Consider the following 17,408-nt stretch of genomic DNA (forward strand, 5'->3'; position numbering starts at 1 on the left):
CCACGGTCTCCTCATTGTTGATGCATGAGGCCGAGATACTCGGCGCTCCTTAGCCGAGCGTTGACGTCCTTGCGGGAGAACAGCTTGCCTGCCTCCCTTGACGTACCTCAAGGCGGCCCAGAACCTCGCGGATCTCATCGACCTCCTCGGCAGCCATCGGAGCCCTCGTACTTCGCTTCCGAGCGAGTTGAGCGATGAAAGAGGCCAGAGCTGCCAAGTCCTCGCTGACCTCTAGCATGGTCCAGGCCTCGCGCTGCGCCAGGAAGCTGGCCACACCGCCGCAATCCTCCGGCGGACAGGATCCATCTCCGTCCAGGCAAAGTGGATAGGTCGTCCCATGAAGAGCCTCATGCCGGCTCTCGAGGCGCACCTCGCGCTCCCATGGAATGTTGAGATCGTACTCGTAGCGGAAGCGGCTCCTTGAGCGGAGGCGCAGCTCTGAAAGCGGAATATCCGGTGATCGGACCGCCAACTCCAGGGAGCCGAACCGTCTGGCCCGGAGCATGAACTGGAATAGGTTGACGCCCTCCCAGCCCATTGCCACCTGAACGACACCATGCAACTGCCGCAGCGTCATGCTGGTTGGCAGCCGAACCCGCCGCCAGATCATGGGGCTGATGCCAAGCAGCCAGACCTTGAACTGCAAAATCTCCGGCGCCGTGGAAGGGGCAGGCCGCCCGGTTTTGGAGGGGTGCGCGTTGGCAAACGGAGGTGTCCCGCAGCCTTGTCTGGCTGGAAACTTTGTACAGCCAACCCCTTATCAAACTGCCCCACAGAACCTCATGCTCTCCAGGATGGCACGTTCCGTCAACATCGCACTCTCGTCTGTCATAAGGGCTCTTGGTTCAGCGCTGAGGCGTGGCCAGTCCTTACCAATCTTGGAGCCTCATCCAGGCTGTCAATGGTGCAGCCAGGAGCGGGCCAGGGCACGCGTCACATCTCGGTGTCGGCGTCCGGGTTGGACTTGGCCTCTGCGGGCGTCGCATCTTTCACCGTGATCCTGACGATGTGGCTCTCCACCTTGCCACTGGCCGACTTGACCTCGTAGCTGACCTCGTCGGCTCCCTTGTAGGTGGGGTTGGGCTTATAGAAGATCCCTTGGGCGGTGGCCTCCAGCTTCGGGCAGCGGGAGATCCGTCCGGCTTTGAGCTTCCCACTCCGTACATTCAGTTCGCCATGCTTGGGTGAGGTCACCACCCGGACGGTTGGCAGCGGCCCTGATGTGCAGTCCTTCTGCACGTTGCCGTAGACGCCTAAGCGGTGCGACTTGCCCGCGACCACATCCGTGCTCCGGTAGGCGCTGTTGGTCTGAGCCAGGACGGCGGTTCCAGACAGGGCAAGGATGCAGGCAAAGGCGAAGGTCGCGGCAGGCTGCAAATGGTGCATTCTTAAACTCCGTACGGGGATCGTGCTGCAGGAAATGATGAGGCTGAAAAGCGGTGTAAGGTCACCGGGCAACGGCGTTGGCGGGCCGGGGTTCCGTCTTTGTCGTAATGCCTGAGGAGCGCATGGACCTCCGGCGGCGGCGCACGGTACTGGGGATCCGAGTGGTCTCCAAGACGGGCGCTCGGATCGGGAGGGATGAGATCATGGGGCGGCCCGCCCCTGCCCGGGAGGGCCGCCCCATCGTTGATCTGACTCAGATGTCCTCTTCGAAGCTAAAGTCATCGCCGCCAGAATCCTCGGCAGCCGCTTGCTGCGGCTCGGCCTGTGCGGCGTCGGCGGCTTTGGTCTCGTCGCCACCTGAGAAGGCATCGGCAATCAAGTTGCCCAGCAGCACGCCGCCGGCCACACCCATGGCAGTCTGGGCCGCGCCAGCCAGGAAGCCACCGCTACCACGGGGAGCCATGTGGGGCGGCATGCCGTGCATCGGCTGCTGATAGGGCTGATGCGGCTGATAAGCGGGTTGCGGCTGCGGCCGTGACTGTCCGCCACCGAAAAGGCCGGACAGAAAACCGCCCCCGCCTGCAGGACGGCTGGCAAGCTCCTGCTCCATCTGCTGGATGCGGCCTTGGGCGGCATTCAGCGCCTGCTCCTGCACCACAATGGTCTGAGCCATGTAGTAGGGGGCATTCGGCTGCCGCGCGATCTGAGAGCGGATGAACTCCGCCGCCTGGGCGTCCGGAGCTCCGGCTTGGCCCTCAACCTGGGCAATCTTGCCGAAGAGCTGTTCGATGGCCTGACGGTCCTGATGATCCATGAAAATCGATCCTTTCAACAATGGACGGAGATTACTCTTCGCGCTGTCCGGTGAGGCTGAGGAGCAGCTGGAAGAGATTGATGAAGTTCAGATACAGCGAGAGGGCGCCGAACACCGCCATCTTGTTGTTGGCCTCGTGGCCGTAGCCCTCCGCGTACTGTTCCTTGATCGACTGCGTGTCGTAGGCGGTCAGGCCCGTGAACACGAGCACGCCGATGATCGAGATCGCGAACTGCAGGGCACTCGACGCGAGAACGATGTTGACCAGCGAGGCGATGATGATGCCGATCAGACCCATGAACAGGAACGAGCCGAACTTCGAGAGATCACGCTTGGTGGTGTAGCCGTAGAGGCTGGTCGCGCCGAACATGGCGGCGGTGATGAAGAAGGTGCGGGCAATGCTGGCGCCGGTGAAGACCAGGAACACGGAGGCGAGCGACAGCCCCATCACCGCCGAGAAGGCGAAGAAGGCGGTGCGTGCGGATGCCGCCGTCATCCGGTCCATGCGGAACGAGAAGAAGAAGATGAAGGCCAGAGGAGCCAGCATCACCACCCATTTGAGTGGCGTCTGGAAGATCGGCACGTAGAGGGCCGGGGTCGAGGCGACGAAGTAGGCGACAAGCCCTGTCACGACAAGGCCGATGCCCATGGTGTTGTAGACCCGCAGCATGTGCTGGCGCAGGCCCTCATCGAAGACGGCGCCGCTGGCGCGGGCCGTGGTGGTCTGCCAGGCATAGGGAGTGTTCATCAATAGTCCTCCTGATTGAAATTACTGAAGCTTACGGGATAGCCGGAGGGCTGCCCGTTCGATGGACTTGTCGCTGCCAGTGCCCGTCAGCGCATAGGCGAGTTGGCCCGTTTGCCAGTAGACGGTCTTCGCTTCGTCAAAGCGGGCAATGGTGGGGTCGATGACGTTGAAGACCGGCACATGGGCGGCAAACAGCGACAACTGGCCGAGATCACCGGCATCGACGGCGATCTCGACGCTATGGCCGTCGCGGGACGGGAAAACTTGGGCATCGCGAACCTGCCAGCCCTCCGGCAAGGCTGGTAGCCGGATTCCGGTTTCGGCCAAGATCTCGGCCGGGTCGTACGCGGCGGTCTCGCGTTGCGAGACCATGCGGGCACGCACCAGAGCCGTCTCGTGCGAGTGCAGGGCGTCTTCGACGAAGGCCGGCGGCGTGGGTGACGCCTCGCTGTCAGTGACGCCCAGGCCAACCTGCCCATGGGCGAACCAGCCAAACCCGATGAGCATCACCACGGCGGCGACGCGACGGAGCTTCAGACCCAGCTCCTGCCAGGTAAGGGCACGCTCGAGCCGGGTTGCCGCCGCGAGCAGAGACTCCGCCGGGCGGGGCAGCGGAGCCGCATGGAGCAGCCGAAGGGCGTCCCGGTCCTTCAGATCGGCCATGATCCGAATGGCGGCCTCCGGATCATGGGCAAGATGCTCCTCGACCTCGATCCGCCGGGCAGGGTCGAGCTGCTCGTCCACATAGGCGAGGAGGTCGGCTTCGGTGATGGGGTCAGACATCGGATCCTCCGACGATGCGCAGGCTCGGACGCCTGGCTTCGGACGGCTGCGTAAGATCGGCTCCCGCCTCAAAGTCGCGCAAGGCGGCGCGAGCGCGACTCAGGCGGGACATGAGGGTGCCAACCGGGATCTTCAGGGCGTTGGCGGCCTCCTGGTAGGACAGGCCCTCGATGGCCACGAGATGCAAAGCGGCACGCTGCTCGTCCGGCAGACCCATGAAGGCAGCCTGGACCTGCTGAAGCCGCATCCGGCTTTCCTGCTCAGGCGGGGCCTCGGTGTCGACGAAGGCTGATGCCTGCTCCAGGCGGCGCAATTCCGCAACGTGTCGGCGTCGGTGATCAATGAAAGTGTTGTGCAGGATCGACATCAGCCAGCCGCGCAGGTTGCCGCTTGAGCGAAACGAATTGCGCCGCTCGTAGGCGCGGACAAGGGTGTCCTGCACCAAGTCCTCAGCCTGGGCCTCATCCCGTGCCAGCGAACGGGCATAGCGCCGCAAGGGCCTGAGTAGTGCGACAACATCTGCGCGCTTAGCGTCATTCATATGAGGTGTACGGGGCTGCTCGTGGGTTTAATCCGGAAGAATGTCAGAATTTTTTGCCCATACCTCTCAACGCCGGTTCCGGAGAAGGAATGGCGGCGCTGAAACAGCTCCCGCCTTTTCTGGTTCAGTTCTGTGGCTGCGGGACTAGACCCCCGTCGCTCTCGCGCGGCCGGCCGCGGCCGGCGGTGGGCACGGCGGAGCCGCGGCTGGGGGTGATGGTCTCGCCGGTGTCGCGCACCGGGGGCTGGCCGTCGAGCAGATGGCGGATCTCGTCGCCGGTCAGGGTCTCGTATTCGAGCAGGCCGCGGGCCAGGGCCTCGAGCTCATGCGCCTTCTCGGTCAGGATGCGGCGGGCATCGTTGAGCCCGTCCTCGACTAGGCGGCGGACCTCCGAGTCGATCTTCTGGGCGGTGGCCTCGGAAATGTTCTGCTGGCGTCCCATGGACATGCCGAGGAAGACCTCGTCCTGGTTCTCGCCATAGGCCACCGTGCCGAGTTCCGGCGAGAAGCCCCACTTGGTCACCATCATCCGAGCGAGACGGGTCGCCTGCTCGATGTCCGACTGAGCGCCCGAGGTGACCTTGTCCTTGCCGAAGATCATCTCCTCGGCGATGCGGCCGCCCATCATGATGGCAAGGCGCGAGGTCATCTGCTCGTAGGACATGGACAGTTTGTCCCGCTCGGGCAGCTGCATGACCATGCCGAGCGCGCGGCCGCGCGGGATGATGGTCGCCTTGTGGACCGGATCGGTCGCCGGGACGTTGAGGGCGACGACGGCGTGGCCGGCCTCGTGATAGGCGGTCAGGCGCTTCTCGTCGTCGGTCATGACCAGGGTGCGGCGCTCAGCGCCCATCATCACCTTGTCCTTGGCGTCCTCGAACTCCTTCATCGTGACGATGCGCTTGCCGCGGCGAGCGGCGAGCAGCGCCGCCTCGTTGACGAGGTTCATGAGGTCGGCGCCCGAGAAGCCAGGGGTGCCGCGGGCAATGACCTTCAGGTCCACATCGGGAGCGAGCGGCACCTTGCGCACATGGACGCGCAGGATCTTCTCGCGGCCCAGGACGTCCGGATTCGGGACGACGATCTGGCGGTCGAAGCGGCCCGGACGCAGGAGCGCCGGATCGAGCACGTCGGGACGGTTGGTGGCCGCGATGATGATCACGCCCTCGTTGGCCTCGAAGCCGTCCATCTCGACCAAGAGCTGGTTGAGGGTCTGCTCGCGCTCGTCGTTACCACCGCCGAGGCCGGCGCCGCGATGGCGGCCGACCGCGTCGATCTCGTCGATGAAGATGATGCAGGGGGCGTTCTTCTTCGCCTGCTCGAACATGTCGCGCACGCGGGAGGCACCGACGCCGACGAACATCTCGACGAAGTCGGAACCCGAGATGGTGAAGAACGGCACGTTGGCTTCGCCCGCCACCGCGCGGGCGGTCAGGGTCTTACCGGTGCCGGGAGGGCCGACCAGCAGCACGCCGCGCGGAATGCGGCCGCCGAGGCGCTGGAACTTCTGCGGATCGCGTAGGAATTCCACGACCTCCTGCAGGTCTTCCTTGGCCTCGTCGATGCCGGCGACATCGTCGAAGGTGACGCGGCCATGCGCCTCCGTCAGGAGCTTCGCCTTCGACTTGCCGATCGACAGCAGCCCGCCGCCACCCTGCTTGTTCATGGCGTTGCGCGACAGCCAGACCACGAGGCCGATCATCAAGGCAAACGGCAGCAGCGACAGCAGCAGACTGCCGAGCAGGCTCGGCTGCGGCGGTGGCTCGGCCTTGATCACGACACCCTTCTGCTGCAGCTGGGCAATGAGGCCGGCACCTTGCGGGACATAGGTCGTGATGCGGCCGCCTGTCGAGCGCTCGGCGATGACCTCCTGCCCCTGGATGGTGACGGAGCGGATCTCGCCCTGATCGACTGCCGTCACAAAAACAGAGTAGGGGAGTTGATCCGGCTGAGGTGCTGACGTGTTCTGGAAGTAGAACAGCGACAGCAGGGACATGACTGCAGCTGCTATCGCAAAATTGCGGAAGTTCGGCGCTGCATTGGGGTTGTTCATCTTGATGCTTTCTGAACCACAAGGAACGAATTGATCCTGGCAAATATTTGCAGGACTGGTTTGCGTCTCGCCGCCGTCAGCGCTGGAAACGGCGCGGCACAGGATGAACCCGGTCGAGATGATTACAAAGCAGCGCCATGTTGCGAAGGTTTGAACGGTAAAACACGTCGCCGACCCAGCCGACGACGGGGATTGCGCTGATCACGAAGTCGACACCGGTATTCCCGATCATGCGAAGGACGATCGAGGTCGGCACGCCGAGACGGTACGCCTCCCAGATCAGATAAGCCGACATGCCTTTTGAGGTCAGGGTTCCAACGCCCGGAACTAGGTTCAGGAGCGCATCAGCGCCGAAGCGTATATTTGTTCCCGGTACGCGAATGGCGCTATCGAGGAACCGCGCGAGAGTATCGAGTCGCGCTCGTGTCGTGCGCGCCCGGAAGGAGGTGTCATTGAAGGAGGTATAAGAGTAAGACGTCACAGTCGTCTCCCAGATGCGGAGCAGATTGATATACTCCTCAGGTGAGAGAGTCCGACATCGCAGTCTTGGAGAAGATTGCCAGAGGGGCCCGGACCCCGGTAAATGCTAGATAGGGGTCGGGACGCCTGGCTACAAGACCAGGCCAGAACCCTGATGCATCAGTGATTTTTCGCCAGCGCCAAACCAGAGCACGGCTCTGCAATGGCTCGCTTCTGAAGCCAGAGGCGAGCCATCCTGTTCGCTGGGTCAGCTGTTACCCGCCGTTGACCAACGGCCACACCTCCAGAGCGCCGCGGTAGATCATCTCGACCGCGACATAGAGAATGATGGCAAGGCCCACATAGGCAATCCAGCGGTGCTTCTGCAGCAGGCGGGCAATGAAGCTCGCCGCCACGCCCATGAGAGCGATAGACAGGATCAGTCCGAAGATCAGCACGTTGGGATGCTCGCGGGCGGCGCCGGCCACCGCCAGCACGTTGTCGAGCGACATCGACACGTCGGCAATGACGATTTGCCAGGCCGCCTGCGCGAAGGTCTTGCGCGGGGCGGCACCCGCGATCTTGCCGTCCTGGTCGAGGTCACGTCCCTCCAGAGCTTCCTCGCCCTGGATCTCCTCCGCGTGGCTGATGCGCAGCTCACGCCACATTTTCCAGCACACCCAGAGCAGCAGGATGCCGCCGGCCAGGAGCAGGCCGACGATCTGCAGGAGTTGGGTTGTCGCGGCGGCAAACCCGATACGCAGGACCGTGGCCGCGATGATTCCGATCAGGATGGCTTTCGCCCGCTGCTCCTTAGGCAGGCCGGCGGCGGCCAAGCCGATGACGATAGCGTTGTCACCCGCCAAGACCAGGTCGATCATGATCACTTGGAGGAGGGCGGAGAGGGCTTCTGTGGTGAAAAATTCGCTCATGTGGCTCCCGGTTGCATGAACAGGGGCAGCCGTCATGCCGTCTGGAACGACCGCAAGATGAACCACGCAGCATCAGCCCCCACCGGAAGGTGGAGCGCGTTGCGAAGCAAGTTACGGTCGGCAGAACGCCATGAGCCGGGCACCCGATTGGACATCCAGTCCGACATCGCAGTTCCTCGGAACTGCCAGAGGGGCCCGGCCTGGTGCACAACCTGTAAAGGCGAGATGACGTGAGCTCAAGGGGGAAATGAGCCACCTTGGGCCTAGAAGCTGCCCGGACCTTTCCCTGCAGCCTGCTCAGAGCGAAGGGACTGCCAAAGGCAGCTCAGTTCCTTCGCCTTGTCTAGGAAGGTCCGAAACTGGCAGATTTCGTTGAAAAAGTCGGCACTCAAATGGCCTGAACAGCGACCAGCTTTGTTTGCTGAGGTCAGGACGATGATGAGCTGAGTGCCGGTATTCCATCAGGCCGCAGACTTCACCTGAACCGTTGTTGGAAGAGCCAGCTTAGCGAGCTTTCTGAGATTCTGGGCTGTTGCTGCCAGCAGGAACTCATCGTGAGCGCCGCATGGACCGCTCAGCCGCAGACGCCCCATCTTCAGGATCCGCTTGAGATGGGCAAACAGCATCTCGATGCGCTTGCGGCCCTGACGCGACCGCTCGAACGCCGGCGTGCCGGACAGCGCTCGAGCCACTTCCCGAGCATTCTCATAGATGCTGCGCGTGATCCTGCGGGTCGGTGTGTTGGGGCAGCAGCGCTCCTTGAGATGGCAGGGACCACAGTCAAAGGTGCTGCCCAGATAGAGCCTGTTCGTGCCCTCGTTCACAATTCGGCCGCTGGTCGTCAGCGTCTTGACCTCAGGACAGGTGTAGGTGTCCGCCTCAGGGTCATAGGTGAAGTCCGCCCGCGAGAAGGTGCCGTCCTGGCGCGTGGACTTGTCTATGACCGGAACATGGGGTTCGGTCTTCTGCTCCTCCACGAGTCAGTGCAGCATCTCCGCCGAGCCGTAGGCACTGTCGCCGGCCAGCCGCTCCGGCTTGAGGCCGAAGCGCTCAGCCGTGCGCTCGAGCATGGTGCGGGCAGCCCCGACTTCGGCCTGACGCACAGCACGAGAGGCTTCCACATCCACGATCCCGGCTGACTTGAGATCGATAAGGTAGTTGTCCGCATAGGCAAAGAAGGCTGGGCCACGCATCATACCGATCCACTGGGCGGCCGGATCCGAGGGTAAGACGAACCTCGGCTCGACCTCGGTTGCGGCGCCCCAGGCGGCCTCGTCCAGCGTGGCCAAGTACTCGCGCACGGCTCGCGGAGCGTCCTGAGGGTGGTCCAGCGCTGTCCAGTCGGAACCTGCCAGCGAACGCTGCTTGTTGGCATCAGCCTGGATCAGGCTCGCATCGACCGCAAAGCCTTCGCCACCCGCCAGTCTCTCGTCCAGGCACCGCTGCACCACCGCCTCGAACAGGTGACGGAACAGCTGGAACTGCCGTGGACTCACTTCTAGGAGCTGTAGTTACTACAGGATCAAGGGGAGGGCAGCGCCGAGCTGACATCGTCGATCAAGGACATTCGACAGCGTCGATCCGACAGCCGTTCGTCGTTCTCTACTGCTCGTTAGCATGTTGCGTCAGTTGGGAACTCCGCGGGTGTTAAGTCAGCCAGAACCGGATGACGAGGCTGACGGCTCCGGTCGTGCCGACGCCGGCGGCCCAGAGGCCGACGAACCACAGCCAGCGGCGCAGGGCGGAGTTTGGCGCGGTCACGGTGTCCATCAGTGATATCCCTCGTGTCCCGTCTTGCCGCGGAACACCCAGTACGAGTAGCCGGTATAAGCGAGGATGATCGGGATCAGCACGCTCGCGCCGACCAGCATGAACTGAAGACTCGCGTGCGGCGCGGCCGCCTCATGGATGGTGACAGCGTTCGGCACCACGTGCGGGAACATGCTGACGCCGAGGCCAAGCAGGCAGAGGGCGAACAGCGCCAGCGTCAGCAGGAACGGCCAGTACTCCCAGCGACGAACCAGGCTGACCAGCAGCGTCCCGGAGCACAGGCCGACCAGCAGCGGCACCTGGGCGGTGAACAGCACCTGCGGCCAGGCAAACCAGCGCTCGTAGTAGGCGCCGCTGAGGAACGGCGTTGCCGCACTGACCAGACCGATGCAAACGATCAGCCCGAGGGCGAGCCTGCCAGCGAGGCGGAAGCTGTGGTCCTGGACGGCACCCTCGGTCTTCATCACCAGCCACGTCGCGCCAAGCAGAGCGTAGCCGATCACGAGGCTGAACCCGACGAGCAGGCTGAAGGGCGTGAGCCAATCCCACCAGCCGCCGGCATAGGAGCGTCCTTCCACCACGATGCCCTGGAGCAGGGCGCCGAGCGTGATACCCTGCGCCAGCGTCGCGACGATCGATCCCGCCGTGAAGGCGAAGTCCCAGTAGCGGCGATGCCCGGGATCACGCCAGCGGAACTCGAAGGCGACGCCGCGGAAGATCAGCGCCAGCACCATGGCGACGATCGGAGCGTAAAGAGCCGGCAGGATGATGGCATAGGCGAGCGGAAAGGCCGCCATCAGGCCGCCACCGCCGAGCACGAGCCAGGTCTCGTTGCCGTCCCAGACGGGAGCGACCGAGTTCATGGCGCTGTCGCGCTCCGGTCCGGTACTGAAAAACGGGAACAGGATGCCGATGCCGAGATCGAAGCCGTCCATGACCACGTAGGCGAAGACCGCGAACGCGATGATGAAGGCCCAGAGGGTGGGAAGATCAAAAACGGGCATCATGGTTCAGGCCTCCGCGCCGAGGGTGCGGGCCGGATCGACGGCCGGCGCCGGGGTGATGCCGGCGGTGCGGATGGGATGGTCGGGGCCTTCCTCGGGTCCGGTCTCGCCCGGATGCGGGGCCTTGCCCATGAGCTTGAGGATGTACCCGGTGCCGGCCCCGAACACGATGAAGTAGACCACGATGAAGGTCAGCAGCGACGCGGCGACAGCCGGGGCTTCGAGCGGCGAGGCCGAGGCCGCGGTCTTGAGCAGGCCGTAGACCGTGAAGGGCTGCCGCCCGACCTCCGTCGTGACCCAGCCTGCGATGACGGCCACGAAGCCCGCCGGACCCATAGCCAGCGCCAGCCAGTGCAGCGGGCGCCAGTCGTAAAGCCTGCCGCGGAAACGCGCCCACAGGCTGAGCATCCCAAGACCCAGCATCGCGAAGCCGAGCCCCACCATGACGCGGAAGGACCAGAACACCACGGGCACGTAGGGCCAGTTCGCACGGTCGAAGGTGTCGAGCCCTTTCAGCGGGGCATTCAGGTCGTGCTTGAGAATGAGCGAGGAGGCTTTCGGGATTTCGATGGCGTTACGCACCGTGCCGGCCTCCTGATCGGGGATGCCGAACAGGATGAGGGGAGCGCCGTCCGGATGGCTTGTGAAGTGACCCTCCATCGCCATGACCTTGGCGGGTTGGTGCTCCAGCGTGTTGAGGCCGTGCATATCGCCGGCGAAGATCTGGAGCGGGGCGACGACGGCGATCATGCCCATCGCCATCGAGAACATCACCCGGGCGCCCTTGTTGGTGCGCTCGCGCAGGAGATGCCAGGCGCCGACACCGCCGACGACCAGGGCCGTGGTGAGGTAGGCGGCGAACACCGTATGCACCAGGCGATACGGGAAGGACGGGTTGAAGATGATGACCCACCAGTCCTGGGGCACGAACTGCCCGGCCTCGTTGATGCCGTAGCCGACCGGGGTCTGCATCCAGCTATTGGCGGACAGGATCCAGAAGGCGGAGATAAACGTGCCGATGGCGACCGCAAGGGTCGCGGCGAAGTGCAGCCGCCGCCCGACCCGGCCCATGCCGAACAGCATGATGCCGAGGAATCCCGCCTCGAGGAAGAACGCGGTCATGACCTCATAGGCCATCAGCGGACCGATGACCGGTCCGGCCTTGTCGGAGAACACCGCCCAGTTGGTGCCGAACTGGTACGACATGACAATGCCGGAGACCACGCCCATGGCAAACGCCAGGGCGAAGATCTTGAGCCAGTACTTGAACAGGTTGAGGTAGACCTCACGCCCGGTCCACAGCCACAGCCCCTCGAGCACGGCGAGATAGCTCGCGAGCCCGATCGAGAACGACGGGAAGATGAAGTGGAACGAGACCGTGAAGGCAAACTGGAACCGCGCCAGGAGAAGCGCTTCGAACTGGTCAAACATCCTACTGGTCCTTGGCGTCGTTACGGCGCTTCTTCGATCCCGGCACGACGAAGAGGCGATCCTTCATCTCCAGGATCTTCTGCACCTTCGAGCCCAGCGTCAGGAGCTGGATAAGGCGCTCGGTGTCGAGGCGTTGCACGTCGGCGTACCAGCCTGTCAGCAGCTCGAAGAGATCGTGCATCTCGCGCATGCGTTCCTGCGCATGGCGCTCCTCAACGCTGGCGGGCTCTTGCATGAGTACTTCGCGCAAGAGCGTCATGGTCGGGTCGATCTCCCGCTTTTTGCGTTCCTCGACGAGCGTTCGAACGATCTGCCAGATGTCATCCGGAGTGGCGAAGTAGTCGCGCCGGTCACCGGGCTTGTGCTGGAGCCGGACCAGGTTCCACGCCTGCAACTCCTTGAGGCCCATGCTCACATTGGAGCGGGAGACGCCGAGCCGCTCGACGATGTCCTCAGCGTTCAGCGGCTCCTTGGAGAGGTACAGCAGGGCGTAGATCTGGCCGACGGTGCGGTTGATGCCCCAGCGGGAGCCCATCTCGCCGAAATGCAGCACGAAGGTCTGGACGAGTGGCGGCAGGTTCATGATGATTCCGAAATTTCAGAATTTTCTGAAATATCGGGCGGAAATCGACCGACGTCAAGGCACGCGTCAATCGTGCTGGAAGAATGACATGAGGTACCTGCGAGGGTTCATCAGGCCCGAGAGCCGTGTCGGCTTCAACGATCGTCTAGAGCCGTCAGCACCGGACGTCGACGTGAGCAGGTAATTGCGCGGAATGCAAATGCCGGTTTTCTAACAGATAGCAGCACTATGCGCACCTACATCCGGGCTTGTGACAGGGCGTGCCAAGCGCGGACAGAGTGGACAGGTCATCGGGGCAGCCAAGCTGGGCAGGGCACGGGTGGCGGCGGCCAAAGCGGCCAGCGCGGGAGTGCCAGCAAATGAGCTCCGCAGCAAGCGCCGCGAGAGCCCTGAGGACTCCTGGCCAACGGAGAGCATGAGGTTGGGTGGGGTCAGCTATGCAACCCCTTGAGGGCAGCCCCTCTTTGATGGGCGGACTACGTGTTGCGATGGGCGGATCTCCTGAAGCCGCTTCATCGCGGGTGCCCCACAAACCCTTATCCTCCCCCATGAGCAGACGGCCCACTGGCAATACGAAGGCAGCGTCATGGGAGAAGTGCATCTCATCAAATAGGCATTTGGCGTCGACGCGATCTGAACCAGCCAACTCGAACCTCTTCTGTACCTTCCGACATTCTTTGCAACAGAGTCCAGTTCCCGATCACGATATCATTGGCAAGGCTTACTCCTCGGAAATGCGACTAAAGCGCGAAGCCCCCCTTCCGGCCGGTTCGACAGAATAACTCGACCCGCGTGGGCACGAATGATGGACAGGGCAATCGCAAGGCCCAATCCTATTCCTCCAGTTTCCCGACTTCGCGAACTCTCAATTCGATAGAGCGGCTCGAAAACGTGCGTGAGTTCCTCCTCAGGAATTCCGGGACCTGTGTCATCAATGGTGATTTCGATCCCTCTCGGCGTCTCGTGGATCGCAACCGTCGCGCTGCCACCATATTTCACCGCATTGTCGATCAAGTTGGTCAGTGCCCGTTTGAGCGTCGCTGGATCGCATGCGTAGATGACGGGTTGAGCGGCATCCATGCTCACCGGGAGGCCGCCATCGGCAAGATCGTCCGTGATACTTGTGACCAGGGCGGTGAGATCGGTGGGCCGACGTGGTGCCTGCCTCGCACTGCCACTCGCGAATTCGAGCGTCGCGGCGACCATAGAGTCCAGATCCGCTATGGTCGACAGCATCTTCTCACGTTCGACTGGATCTTCGACATTCTCCGCCCGTAGCCTCAAGAGCGTCAGCGGCGTGCGGAAATCATGAGAGATGGCAGCCAGCATCTTCGTGCGATCGTCGATCATCCCGCGCACACGCGACTGCATGGCGTTGAAGGCCCGCGCGGCCTGCCGGGTCTCGACTGTTCCGACCTCCGGCATCGGCGGAGCATTCAAGTCCTCACCGAGCCTGCGAGCGGCCTTCGACAGGGCCGTCAGCGGCGCCGTGACCCGGCGCACGACCCAGATCGCCACCAGAATGGTGATCACCGCCATGATCCCCATCGACACAAGGAAGCGCAGCGAGAAGGCGGCGCCGCTTTCTGGCAGGACCGTTGCAAAGGTGAGCCACTGTCCATCCTGCAACGGAATGGCGACCTGCAACTCGCGAAATCCCGCGAACGGTCCCAAGCCGCCCAACCCGTGCATCATTGGGTTCCGGTCCATCATCCGCTGAGCCATGCCGAACATCATGCCTCGAGGTTGCGATGCCGAGACCAGCGGCTCGGCAGCCCCGTCCAGGGACAACCGTTCGATGAGAAGCTGCTTCAAGGCCTCGGCGGCCGGCGCATCCTCGTCGGTCAGTGCTGCCCGGGGCGGCTCCGCCGACAGCGCCAGGTTAAACGTCTCCTCGCTCGAGGCCATGACGATGCGGGCCCGCCATTCGCTGGGCGCGTCTCGCACCAGCCGCGTCAGGTTCGTGATGCGTTGAGCGATCACAAGGCCACCGACCGCACGCACGATCTGTCCGCGGTCGGCGCTGTATATCCATGAGCCCACCAGATGGGAGGCAATGAGTCCGGCCAGGAGCACGAACAAGGTCTGGCCGAACAGGCTCCGAGGAATCAGGCGCATCATTCAGGGGTCACCTCAGGGGCGAACATATAGCCGCCGCCCCACACCGTCTTGATGATCTTCGGTTCGTTGGGATCCTCTTCCAGTTTCTTGCGCAGGCGGCTCACCTGGGTATCGATGCTCCGGTCGAAGGAGCCGGCAGCCCGTCCCCGGGCCAGATCCAGGAGCTGATCACGGCTGAGTACGCGCTGGGGGCGCTCGATCAACGCCATCAAAAGGTCGAACTCGCCCGTGCTCAGAGGCACCGTGACGCCGTCCCCGCGCAGGAGTTCTCTCGCGCCGGTGTCGAGCTGCCAACGGTCGAATGAATAGCGCTTGGCGCGCTGAGGCTTGTCGGCTGTTCCATCATTCCGGGTGCGACGCAGGACAGCTCTGATCCGGGCGATCAGCTCGCGGCTGCCGAAGGGCTTTGCGATGTAGTCGTCCGCACCCAGCTCGAGGCCGACGACCCGATCGATCTCGTCTCCCTTCGCGGTCAGCATGATGATCGGGATGCTCGATTCAGCGCGCAATGCGCGGCAGAGCGAGAGCCCGTCCTCCCCGGGCAGCATCAGGTCGAGGATGATCAGGTTGATGCGAGCGTCAGCCATGATCTTTCGCATCGCTCGCCCATCGGCGGCAACACTGATGCGAAAGCCCTCAGTGGCCAGGGCACGCGAAACCAGTTCGCGGATTTCGCGATGGTCGTCAACAATCAGGATATGAGGGCTGCTTTGCATGACGGTGCTCTTAATCGAAGAGCGACGACCCTGCCGGGAAAAGTTGAAACGAACTTTGGCCAAGGGCGCGCCGGACACATCTTGTCACAAAAGGGCCCTGCTCCGAAAAACTTAAGTGACATCCTCCACGGCAGATGGTCGCGAACAGCGGAGACCACCGCTGCCTTGTGGAGAAGATCATGACCAAGAACGCAAAACTGGCTACCGGGGCAACCGTCGCACTGCTCGTCAGCCTCGCGACAATGACCATGTTACACACTTACGGTCCGAACCCCTCCTTCACATCCCCCGGTTCCCAGGGACCGCATCCCATGACAGCCATGTGGTCCGAGATGGGGTGGCTGATGGCACTTGGGCCGATTGCGATGATCCTGTTCTTCGGGGGCATCCTGACCTTGACCGTCCTGCTGGTCCGGTCGCTCGCAAAGCCAAGCTGACACGAGCATTCTCTTGGCTTTGGGCCAAATCAGCCACATCGCATCTGAAACGGAAAGCGGACCCATTCTTTCCCGAACTCAGGGGTCGGGTCCAACAAGGAGAGCCTGTCATGAGAACGTCCATTCTCGCCGCCACCCTGATCACCCTCGCCGGACCCGTTCTGGCCCAGGCGCCCGCCGACCACGGGCAGCACCATCAGGGCGATACGACCGCGGTGCAGGCCCAGACCGCTGCCCCGGTGCAGCCTCAGACCGCGCCTGACCAGCCCCGGACGGAAAGGCCCATGGGCCATGGCATGCCAGGCGGCATGATGAGCGGAGGAATGACGGGGGGGCGGGGCATGATGGGCCGGTTCTCGTCTGAGGACTCGAGCGCCCTCATCGACGCTCACATCGCGGCAATCCATACCGGTCTGAAGCTGTCAGCCGACCAGGAGAAGCTGTGGCCTCCCGTCGAAACCGCGATCCGCAACCTCGCCACCCTTCACCTCAGCCATATGCAGGCCATGCGCCAGACCCGGGGGATGATGGCGGGCGATCCGGTCGGCCTGCTCCGCACGATGGCCGACCGGATGAGCCAGGGAGCGGACGCGATGCGCAAGCTCGCGGACGCGGCGTCACCGCTCTATGCGACCCTCGACGAGAGTCAGAAGCGTCGGCTGCGAGTGCTCGTCCGCATGGGTGGCCGCGGCATGATGGGGCCAGGGATGATGGTCCAGGGAGTGATGGGTTCCGGAGGCTCCATGATGCCCAGTGGATCCGGCTTTGACGATGGCGACAATGCCGACAGCCAGGAGAACCGCTGACACTCCGACCCGGATAGGGCGCTGACCGGATTTGGAACCACCAATTGGGTTGCGGCGGCGACTTCTGCGAGGGCGTCCCCTAAAGAGCCAACCTGGCCAGCATGGTTGAGGTGCTCCGGACCTCGTCGTCGGCGCACTCGGCGGCCTCAGGATGGCACGGACCTGCACGCCCAAGTTGGTCCGGATGGCGCGTACATCTGGTTTGATCGGTGAAGGCTGCTTCAGCACAGGGCGCGATTTTCCGCCGATAACGGTGGAGATTTGAAGCGCCATGGAACACCTTTTTTGCAAGTGGATGAATTTATGATTGAGGAAATAGGGATCGTCCGAACGGGAGCGATCATCGGTATCGGCGGCACGGTCATTCTGGATCTGTGGGCGGCCTTCATGCAGCGTGTCTTCGACGTGCCGGCGACCAACTGGGGGATGGTGGGCCGTTGGGTCAGCCACATGCCGAGAGGCCACTTCGTTCATGAAAACATCGGCAGAGCCGCGCCTGTTTCAGGAGAGCACGCGATCGGCTGGATCGTGCATTACGTCATCGGCATAGGGTATGGGTTGCTTCTTGTAGGGCTTTGGGGCGTCGAATGGCTGCGACAGCCTACGCTCCTTCCCCCAATGATCCTGGCGCTGGCTCTTCTCGGCGCTCCGTACTTCATCATGATGCCCGGCACGGGCTCGGGCATCGCGGGGGCCAGGACACCGAAGCCGAACGTGACCCGTCTGAAAAGTCTGCTCGGGCACTCCGTCTTCGGCCTCGGTATGTATGTGACCGCGCTGGTGATCGCGGCCAGCGCTGGCTTCGGTCAGTTCACCTTCTGAGG

Annotated in this window: 18 protein-coding genes and 1 pseudogene; 3 read left to right on the top strand and 16 right to left on the bottom strand. The window is 63.3% G+C overall.

Annotation, left to right across the window (positions count from 1 at the left end):
- Positions 1–49 precede the first annotated feature (49 nt).
- From JO965_RS40040 to JO965_RS40120, 16 genes and pseudogenes are all read right to left on the bottom strand, one after another.
- Positions 50–646 carry a plasmid pRiA4b ORF-3 family protein gene (locus JO965_RS40040; RefSeq protein WP_203447299.1) on the bottom strand — a complete coding sequence of 199 codons (597 nt, stop codon included), beginning with the start codon at positions 644–646 and terminating at the stop codon, positions 50–52.
- A gap of 287 nt (positions 647–933) precedes the next feature.
- Positions 934–1,386: a 4-aminobutyrate aminotransferase gene (locus JO965_RS40045; protein WP_203447300.1), complete on the bottom strand. Its 453-nt coding sequence runs from the start codon at positions 1,384–1,386 to the stop codon at positions 934–936.
- A 253-nt stretch (positions 1,387–1,639) separates the two neighbouring features.
- Positions 1,640–2,200: a DUF2076 domain-containing protein gene (locus JO965_RS40050; protein ID WP_203447301.1), complete on the bottom strand. Its 561-nt coding sequence runs from the start codon at positions 2,198–2,200 to the stop codon at positions 1,640–1,642.
- A gap of 31 nt (positions 2,201–2,231) precedes the next feature.
- Complete coding sequence (locus tag JO965_RS40055; RefSeq protein ID WP_203447302.1) at positions 2,232–2,948, bottom strand: Bax inhibitor-1/YccA family protein; 717 nt, start codon at positions 2,946–2,948, stop codon at positions 2,232–2,234.
- Between the two features lie 21 nt (positions 2,949–2,969).
- Positions 2,970–3,731 carry an anti-sigma factor gene (locus JO965_RS40060; RefSeq protein WP_203447303.1) on the bottom strand — a complete coding sequence of 254 codons (762 nt, stop codon included), beginning with the start codon at positions 3,729–3,731 and terminating at the stop codon, positions 2,970–2,972.
- Positions 3,724–4,272: a sigma-70 family RNA polymerase sigma factor gene (locus JO965_RS40065; RefSeq protein WP_203447304.1), complete on the bottom strand. Its 549-nt coding sequence runs from the start codon at positions 4,270–4,272 to the stop codon at positions 3,724–3,726. The genes JO965_RS40060 and JO965_RS40065 overlap by 8 nt, the downstream gene beginning before the upstream one ends.
- A gap of 124 nt (positions 4,273–4,396) precedes the next feature.
- Positions 4,397–6,325 (bottom strand): ATP-dependent zinc metalloprotease FtsH, encoded by a 1,929-nt coding sequence (gene ftsH, locus JO965_RS40070; RefSeq protein WP_203447305.1) that lies wholly within the window; start codon positions 6,323–6,325, stop codon positions 4,397–4,399.
- 76 nt (positions 6,326–6,401) lie between these two features.
- Positions 6,402–6,806: a DUF4112 domain-containing protein gene (locus JO965_RS40075; protein ID WP_203447306.1), complete on the bottom strand. Its 405-nt coding sequence runs from the start codon at positions 6,804–6,806 to the stop codon at positions 6,402–6,404.
- 253 nt (positions 6,807–7,059) lie between these two features.
- Positions 7,060–7,716, bottom strand: coding sequence for a TerC family protein (locus tag JO965_RS40080; protein ID WP_203447307.1), 657 nt, complete (start codon positions 7,714–7,716; stop codon positions 7,060–7,062).
- Between the two features lie 461 nt (positions 7,717–8,177).
- Positions 8,178–9,203 (bottom strand): annotated as a pseudogene (locus JO965_RS48645) (transposase); the annotation flags it as partial.
- A 160-nt stretch (positions 9,204–9,363) separates the two neighbouring features.
- The gene (locus JO965_RS40095; protein WP_203447310.1) at positions 9,364–9,486 is read right to left on the bottom strand and encodes a DUF2474 domain-containing protein; all 123 of its coding nucleotides are present in this window, start codon (positions 9,484–9,486) and stop codon (positions 9,364–9,366) included.
- Positions 9,486–10,493: a cytochrome d ubiquinol oxidase subunit II gene (gene cydB / locus JO965_RS40100; RefSeq protein ID WP_203447311.1), complete on the bottom strand. Its 1,008-nt coding sequence runs from the start codon at positions 10,491–10,493 to the stop codon at positions 9,486–9,488. Before cydB ends, JO965_RS40095 begins: the two co-directional genes overlap by 1 nt.
- Before the next feature lie 3 nt (positions 10,494–10,496).
- The gene (locus tag JO965_RS40105) at positions 10,497–11,921 is read right to left on the bottom strand and encodes a cytochrome ubiquinol oxidase subunit I (RefSeq protein ID WP_203447312.1); all 1,425 of its coding nucleotides are present in this window, start codon (positions 11,919–11,921) and stop codon (positions 10,497–10,499) included.
- A gap of 1 nt (position 11,922) precedes the next feature.
- Positions 11,923–12,504, bottom strand: a complete 582-nt coding sequence (locus JO965_RS40110; protein WP_203447313.1) for a GbsR/MarR family transcriptional regulator — start codon at positions 12,502–12,504, stop codon at positions 11,923–11,925.
- Positions 12,505–13,212: 708 nt separating this feature from the next.
- Positions 13,213–14,625 (bottom strand): ATP-binding protein, encoded by a 1,413-nt coding sequence (locus JO965_RS40115; RefSeq protein ID WP_203447314.1) that lies wholly within the window; start codon positions 14,623–14,625, stop codon positions 13,213–13,215.
- On the bottom strand, positions 14,622–15,341 hold the full coding sequence (locus JO965_RS40120) for a response regulator (RefSeq protein WP_203447315.1): 720 nt from the start codon (positions 15,339–15,341) through the stop codon (positions 14,622–14,624). The genes JO965_RS40115 and JO965_RS40120 overlap by 4 nt, the downstream gene beginning before the upstream one ends.
- A gap of 179 nt (positions 15,342–15,520) precedes the next feature.
- On the opposite strand from JO965_RS40120, the gene JO965_RS40125 reads away from it, so the two are divergent.
- The 3 genes from JO965_RS40125 (at position 15,521) to JO965_RS40135 (ending at position 17,406) form a co-directional block, all read left to right on the top strand.
- A complete protein-coding gene (locus JO965_RS40125; RefSeq protein WP_203447316.1) occupies positions 15,521–15,778 on the top strand; it encodes a hypothetical protein in 258 nt (85 codons plus the stop codon).
- Positions 15,779–15,888: 110 nt separating this feature from the next.
- Positions 15,889–16,584, top strand: a complete 696-nt coding sequence (locus tag JO965_RS40130; RefSeq protein ID WP_203447317.1) for a Spy/CpxP family protein refolding chaperone — start codon at positions 15,889–15,891, stop codon at positions 16,582–16,584.
- A 303-nt stretch (positions 16,585–16,887) separates the two neighbouring features.
- Complete coding sequence (locus JO965_RS40135; RefSeq protein ID WP_203447318.1) at positions 16,888–17,406, top strand: DUF2938 domain-containing protein; 519 nt, start codon at positions 16,888–16,890, stop codon at positions 17,404–17,406.
- The last annotated feature ends 2 nt before the right edge of the window (positions 17,407–17,408 follow it).

Source organism: Microvirga sp. VF16, assembly GCF_016864375.1.
Lineage (GTDB): Bacteria > Pseudomonadota > Alphaproteobacteria > Rhizobiales > Beijerinckiaceae > Microvirga.

Bases quoted from the DNA above. Each gene is read 5' to 3' on its own strand.
- JO965_RS40080 (WP_203447307.1), bottom strand. From the start codon at position 7,716: ATGAGCGAATTTTTCACCACAGAAGCCCTCTCCGCCCTCCTCCAAGTG.
- JO965_RS40095 (WP_203447310.1), bottom strand. From the start codon at position 9,486: ATGGACACCGTGACCGCGCCAAACTCCGCCCTGCGCCGCTGGCTGTGG.
- JO965_RS40060 (WP_203447303.1), bottom strand. From the start codon at position 3,731: ATGTCTGACCCCATCACCGAAGCCGACCTCCTCGCCTATGTGGACGAG.
- JO965_RS40115 (WP_203447314.1), bottom strand. From the start codon at position 14,625: ATGATGCGCCTGATTCCTCGGAGCCTGTTCGGCCAGACCTTGTTCGTG.
- JO965_RS40135 (WP_203447318.1), top strand. From the start codon at position 16,888: ATGATTGAGGAAATAGGGATCGTCCGAACGGGAGCGATCATCGGTATC.
- JO965_RS40120 (WP_203447315.1), bottom strand. From the start codon at position 15,341: ATGCAAAGCAGCCCTCATATCCTGATTGTTGACGACCATCGCGAAATC.
- JO965_RS40130 (WP_203447317.1), top strand. From the start codon at position 15,889: ATGAGAACGTCCATTCTCGCCGCCACCCTGATCACCCTCGCCGGACCC.
- JO965_RS40045 (WP_203447300.1), bottom strand. From the start codon at position 1,386: ATGCACCATTTGCAGCCTGCCGCGACCTTCGCCTTTGCCTGCATCCTT.
- cydB (WP_203447311.1), bottom strand. From the start codon at position 10,493: ATGATGCCCGTTTTTGATCTTCCCACCCTCTGGGCCTTCATCATCGCG.
- JO965_RS40110 (WP_203447313.1), bottom strand. From the start codon at position 12,504: ATGAACCTGCCGCCACTCGTCCAGACCTTCGTGCTGCATTTCGGCGAG.
- JO965_RS40105 (WP_203447312.1), bottom strand. From the start codon at position 11,921: ATGTTTGACCAGTTCGAAGCGCTTCTCCTGGCGCGGTTCCAGTTTGCC.
- JO965_RS40055 (WP_203447302.1), bottom strand. From the start codon at position 2,948: ATGAACACTCCCTATGCCTGGCAGACCACCACGGCCCGCGCCAGCGGC.
- JO965_RS40125 (WP_203447316.1), top strand. From the start codon at position 15,521: ATGACCAAGAACGCAAAACTGGCTACCGGGGCAACCGTCGCACTGCTC.
- ftsH (WP_203447305.1), bottom strand. From the start codon at position 6,325: ATGAACAACCCCAATGCAGCGCCGAACTTCCGCAATTTTGCGATAGCA.
- JO965_RS40065 (WP_203447304.1), bottom strand. From the start codon at position 4,272: ATGAATGACGCTAAGCGCGCAGATGTTGTCGCACTACTCAGGCCCTTG.
- JO965_RS40050 (WP_203447301.1), bottom strand. From the start codon at position 2,200: ATGGATCATCAGGACCGTCAGGCCATCGAACAGCTCTTCGGCAAGATT.